Below are 2,942 nucleotides of genomic sequence, written 5' to 3'. Positions count from 1 at the left end.
GGCTTTCGGGTCCGGCTTGACCACCATTCTTCTGGGCGCCGCGGCTGTCGTGCCGGCGCTGGCCACGCGCTGGCGCGCCTATCCGGTGCTCGGCTGGATTTCGGTCGGTGCCGTCATCGCCGTGCTCGCCCGCATAGCCTTCGATCCGACAATCGTCGGCGCCCAATTCCTCTCGACGACGCCGGTGTTCAACTGGCTGCTGCCCGGATATGGCGTGCCGGCGCTCACCTTCGGTTTCGCCGCCTGGCAGCTCGCCCGCACCACCCCCGCAATGGCTGGAAACGGCCGCCCGCGCCTCGCCATGGAGGCGGCGGCGGCGCTGTTTGCGCTGCTGACCATCGCCATGCTGGTGCGCCATGCCATGCATGGCGGCGTCATCGACACCGGCGTGGTCACGCTCGCCGAGCAGGCGATCTACACGCTGATCGCCCTCGGCGCCGGCGCTATCCTGGTCGCCATCGACATGCGTTCGCCCAGCTCGGTGCTGCGCTACGGCTCGATTGCCGCGGGCGTGGTCTCGGTCGCCTTCATCGTCATCCAGCATTTTCTCGCGCTGAACCCACTGTTCACGGACGAATCGACCGGTCGGATCCCGGTATTCAACCTCCTGTTCCTGGCCTATCTCCTGCCGGCGGTCGCTGCCGGGGGGCTCGCGCTCTACATCAGAGACAAGCGGCCGAAATGGTATGCCGCGATGCTGGCGGTGGTGGCGGCAGTGCTCGCCTTCGCCTATGCGACGCTGTCGGTCAGGCGGCTGTTCAAGGGCGAGTTCATCGGCCTGTGGAGCGGTCTCGGCCAGCTCGAAACCTACACCTATTCGGCGCTCTGGCTGGTCATCGGCGTGGCGCTGCTCACCGCTGGCGTCCGGCTGAAATCGCAGGTGCTGCGCATCGCATCCGCCGCGCTGATCTCGGTTGCCGTGCTCAAAGTCTTCGTCTTCGACATGTCGGAGCTGGAAGGCGTGCTGCGAGCGCTGTCCTTCATCGGCCTCGGCGCCGTGCTGATCGGCATCGGCCTGTTCTACCAGCGGCTGCTGACGCGCGCGGCGAAGGACAGCTGATTTAGGGCGCGCAATCGCACCCGCGTTTCAATCTGACCGGGAATAAACCGGTCCACACCGGCGTTATCTCATTGCTTGGGTGACCGGGGCGGCAGGCCGCTTCGCTTTGGCCGCTTGCGCTGCGCCGCGAAGACGCATTCAATCGGGAAGACAAGGCGACCTCAGAATCAGCGGTCATGGACGAAAAGAAGGCAGCGATCCTTGGCGAAATACCGCGGCTGCGCCGCTACGCGCGCTCGCTGCTGCGCGACCGCGATTCCGCCGACGATCTCGTTCAGGACTGCCTGGAACGGGCGCTTGTGCGGCTCGACAACTGGCAGACTGGAGAAAGCCCCAGAAGGTGGCTGTTTACGATCATGCATCATTTGTTCATAGACCAGATGCGCAAGGTCAACCGGCGCGGTGAGGCCGCTATGCTGCCGCTGGAAGCGAGCGAAGCGCAGGCGGCACCTGCCGAGCAGGTGGCGGGCATCGCCTCGCGCGAGATCATCGACGCGCTGCAGGCGATCAGCCCCGACCGGCGCGCGGCACTGGTCATGGTCGCCATCGAAGGCTTTTCCTATGCCGAGGCCGCCAACATCCTCGGCGTGCCTGCCGGTACATTGATGTCGCGCATCGCGCGCGGGCGTGAGGAATTGCGCGGATTGCTGGAGGACACCGCGCGCCGCCGCTCGATAAGGATCGTCGAGAAATGAGCCGGCACGATTTTTCCGAACGCGACATCCACATGGCTCTTGATGGCGAGTTGCCGGGCGACGAGCGCGCGGCGTATGACGCCTGGCTCGAAGCCAATCCCGAAATGAAGGTGAAGAGCGCCCGCTATGTCGCCGACCGTGCCGCGCTCCATGCCGCGTTCGCCGGTGTGCTCGATGAGCCGGTGCCGGCGCGGTTGCAGAAAATCGTCTTCGGCGAGACGCCGGTAAGGACGGCGGGAGGGCGCTCGCGCTGGTGGCTTGCAGCTGCCGCGGCGGCGGTGCTGGCCGTTGGCGGTGCCGGTGGCTATGTCGCCGGCATCGACCATATCGGCCTGGAAGACCCCGCCAACGACCAGCTCGCCGAGCAGGCGATCGCGGCCCATGTCATCTATGCCGCGGAAAAACGGCATGCGGTGGAAGTGCCGGCCAGCGACAAGGATCATTTGCAGACCTGGCTGTCCAACCGGGTCGGCCTGAAACTGGTCGCACCGGATCTGGCGGCGGAAGGGTTCCAGCTCGTCGGCGGCCGGCTGCTGCCCGCCGGCCATGGCAAGGCTGCGATGCTGCTCTACGAGGACGACAAGGGGGAGCGCATTTCCCTCTTCGTCACCGCCGAATCGGCCGGGAAAGCCAAGGGCACCTATGGATCGGAAGAAAACGGCCCCGAGGCTGTCTACTGGCTGGATAAGGGCTACGCCTGCGCCGTCGTTGGTTCGCTGCCACGCGCGCAACTGAGTTCGGTGGCCAAGAGCGCCTACAGCCAGCTTCTGGCAGGCCTTGCCAGCTGACAACGCCATTTCTCGAAGCCGGCGCAGCCGCTGGAATTGTCACAATTCGGCCCGAATCGAGGTGCGATAGCGCTTGACGAATGCTGGTGTTTCCGCCGGTGTGACCGATGTTTCGACCAGGGCCGTTTCCACAACCCAATCGAGGTTTTCTGAGCCCGCATGCCTGCCGAGATTCGCAAGGCCCGCGCGTCCGACGTCGATGACCTCGCCGCCATCGAGAAAGCTGTTTTCTCGTGCGACCGTATTTCCCGCCGCTCCTTTCGCCAGTTGATCGAACGCGAGACTGCCAGCATGTTGGTCGCCGAAAGCGATGGCCGCATTGCTGGCTACGCGGTCGTGCTGTTTCGCAAGGGCAGCGGCGTCGCGCGGCTCTATTCGATTGCCGTCGGTCCCTTCTTC

General features: G+C 65.3%; 4 protein-coding genes. All 4 read left to right on the top strand.

Annotated elements, in window-relative coordinates; all coding sequences use genetic code 11:
* Positions 1–1,060: DUF2339 domain-containing protein (locus tag CN311_RS26420; protein ID WP_133117266.1), on the top strand; the 1,060-nt coding region annotated here is incomplete at its 5' end.
* Between the two features lie 176 nt (positions 1,061–1,236).
* Entirely contained in the window at positions 1,237–1,755 is a 519-nt protein-coding gene (locus CN311_RS26415; protein ID WP_097576597.1) for an RNA polymerase sigma factor, read from the top strand.
* Complete coding sequence (locus CN311_RS26410) at positions 1,752–2,543, top strand: anti-sigma factor family protein (protein WP_097576596.1); 792 nt, start codon at positions 1,752–1,754, stop codon at positions 2,541–2,543. Before CN311_RS26415 ends, CN311_RS26410 begins: the two co-directional genes overlap by 4 nt.
* A gap of 159 nt (positions 2,544–2,702) precedes the next feature.
* Positions 2,703–2,942: GNAT family N-acetyltransferase (locus tag CN311_RS33780; protein ID WP_342586709.1), on the top strand; the 240-nt coding region annotated here is incomplete at its 3' end.

Source organism: Mesorhizobium sanjuanii, assembly GCF_002529485.1.
Taxonomy (GTDB): Bacteria; Pseudomonadota; Alphaproteobacteria; order Rhizobiales; family Rhizobiaceae; genus Mesorhizobium; species Mesorhizobium sanjuanii.
The sequence above is the reverse complement of the archived record's forward strand: the minus strand, read 5'-3'. Positions and strand labels throughout refer to the sequence as shown.